Annotated in this window: 2 protein-coding genes; both read left to right on the top strand. The window is 40.5% G+C overall.

The window, feature by feature from the left end:
* On the top strand, window positions 1-2,138 hold a 2,138-nt coding region (locus ENL20_01170; GenBank protein ID HHE37171.1), incomplete at its 5' end, for a hypothetical protein.
* A gap of 219 nt (window positions 2,139-2,357) precedes the next feature.
* Window positions 2,358-2,570, top strand: a 213-nt coding sequence (locus ENL20_01165; protein HHE37170.1) for an outer membrane lipoprotein-sorting protein, incomplete at its 3' end; no start/stop codon positions are given.

Genomic DNA, 2,570 nt, shown 5'->3' with positions numbered 1-2,570 from the left:
TTGCTGTCGAAAATAAGAACGGTATTTACAACAGCGGAACTTTACAGAAAATAAAAGATCTCACCAAAAAATTGGGAAAAATGAAGGAGATCGATAAAGGCGATGTAACTTCGCTTTATACAGCCGATAATATCGTCGGAACCGAAGACGGAATGGATGTAAAAGCATTCTATAAAAAGACTCCGAAAACGGTTGAGAAACTAAAGGAGCTTCAGGAAAAAGTGCGTTCCAACGATATGGTTTTCGGCCGGTTGGTTTCCGAAGATGAAACGGTTGCGGTGATTATTGCGGAAATCGAGGATGATGTCTTTTCCCAAAAATTTTATCATCAAATTTTAGAACTGGCGAAATCGTTTTCAGGACCGGAAAAACTTTATGTTGCCGGAAGTCCGATCGTGGAAGGAACAATGGCTTTTTTGGGACCTCGCGATATGAAAAAGATGGTTCCGATCGTGATCCTGGTAATTATTCTTGTGCTTCTGCTGGTGATGAGAAGTTTCCGTAATACCATCTTTACCCTTCTCGTCGTTCTGTTCAGCGTTGTCTGGACATTTGGTTTGATGGCTGCTTTCAAAATTCCGGTTTATGCGGTTTCCACGATGATTCCCGTGATGCTGATCGCCATCGGAGTCGCGGATGGGATCCATCTTTACAGCCATCTCGATCTATTCCTGAATGAACACCCGCAAGCAACCCGCAAAGAAGCAGTTTCCGATATGCTGAAAGGAATGTGGAAACCGGTGGTAATGACTTCCGTAACTACTTCGGTCGGTTTTATTTCGTTGCTCACATCAGAAGTTTTTCCCATCAAATATTTCGGATTATTCACTGCTTTTGGAGTTCTGGCTGCGATGCTTTTTTCCCTTATTTTGATACCCTCGGCAATTCTGATTTTCGGTTTTCCAAAAAGGAAATTTAAAAAGGATAAGAAGAAGAAATCTCAAAATCCATTCTCCTACAGGTTTGCGTCAGGTGTGATCAAACACAAAGTTCTCACGCTCTCTCTTACCATCATCATCGTTGCAGTTTCCATTTTTGGGATCACCAAAGTTTGGATCAATTCCAGTTTCCTGGAAAAATTCGAGAAGAACAGTGATATCGTCCTCACCGATAAATTCATCAACGAACATTTTGGAGGAACGAGCCGTTTAAATGTGATCCTGGAAGCAAAAGAAAATGATGTTATGAAATCTCCTACGGCTTTGAAACTGATAGATAAATTACAAAACGAGGTGGAAGAAAGGTTGGAACTCGTGGGAAATTCTTTCTCGTTGGCAGATTATCTAAAACGGATGAACAAAGTGATGCACGCCGACAATCCCGAATTCGATGTTGTTCCCGCTACGCAGGATTTGAATGCTCAATATTTATTGCTTTACGAGATGAGCGGCGATCCTGAAAATTTGTGGAAAGTCGTGGATTATAACTTCAAAATTGCAAATTTGACGATTCAATTGAAAAGCGATAATTCCAAAGCGATCAAAAGTGCGATTGCAGTAGTAGAGGAATTCAGAAACGATTTTGACCAACTCGGGATCAACATAAATTATGCAGGTTCGGGTTATAAAGCACTCGTTTTCACAGATTTGATTTTGGAAGGTCAGGTCAAAAGTCTGGTGATGTCTTTGATCTTAATTGTCTTGCTACTTACTTTGATGTTCCGCAATTTTTGGGTTGGGATCATCGGTTCTGCTCCTATCGTTATCACTGCAATTATCGGTTTCGGAGTGATGGGACTACTGAATATTCCGCTCTCAACTACAACTGCTCTTATCTCCAGTATTGCTATCGGGATCGGCATCGATTATGCTGTTCATTTTATCGAGCGCTACAAGATTTATGCAAAAGAAACGCGTGATAAACAAAAAACTATGGAAGGAACAATGCATCATTCCGGACGCGCAATTATCTTCAATGCAATGGTTGTGATCGCCGGATTCCTGGTTTTGCTGTTTTCCGTGTTCCCACCTAATCGCAGTTTGGGAGCGTTGGTCTCGTTGAATATGTTCACCAGTTTTTTGGGAACGGTAACGATTATGTATCTGCTGCTTTATAAAACGAATCTGTTTTTTGGGAAGAAGAAGACTCGAGTTCACAAGAGCGCAGCGAAAGTGGACTTGAGTCGGAATGAAAGATAAGACCATTCGCAAGGTTTCAAATTGTTTCGGTTTCTTCATTCTGAAGCAATCTTTCGAGACGAAAAGTTTTATCGCATTCTGAACTCCATTTGCTTCGCAATGAAGTCCAGTCTGCTTATGATTGCATTTGGGGACAAGCAAGCAAAAGTATCACAATCATTCCTGATTGTGCAAAATCTCAAACAGGAATGTTTGAGTTACATTAAAAACGGAGGAAAAATGAAAAAATTTACAATTATCGTAATAGCAGTGTTGATGATGGCTGCAACCTTGGCAGCACAAGAAATCACAGGTTTGCAAATTATCGAAAATGTTTATAATCGTCCCACCGGAAACGATCAAACTGCAGATCTGACGATGACTTTGATCAATTCTCGTGGAGATGAGCGAGTTCGAGAAATTAAACAATTTGTAAAAGATTTTGGAGATAAG

This window comes from Candidatus Cloacimonadota bacterium (assembly GCA_011372345.1).
Lineage (GTDB): Bacteria > Cloacimonadota > Cloacimonadia > Cloacimonadales > TCS61 > DRTC01.
Note: the sequence above shows the minus strand (reverse complement) of the source record. Positions and strands in the feature narration are given on the sequence as shown.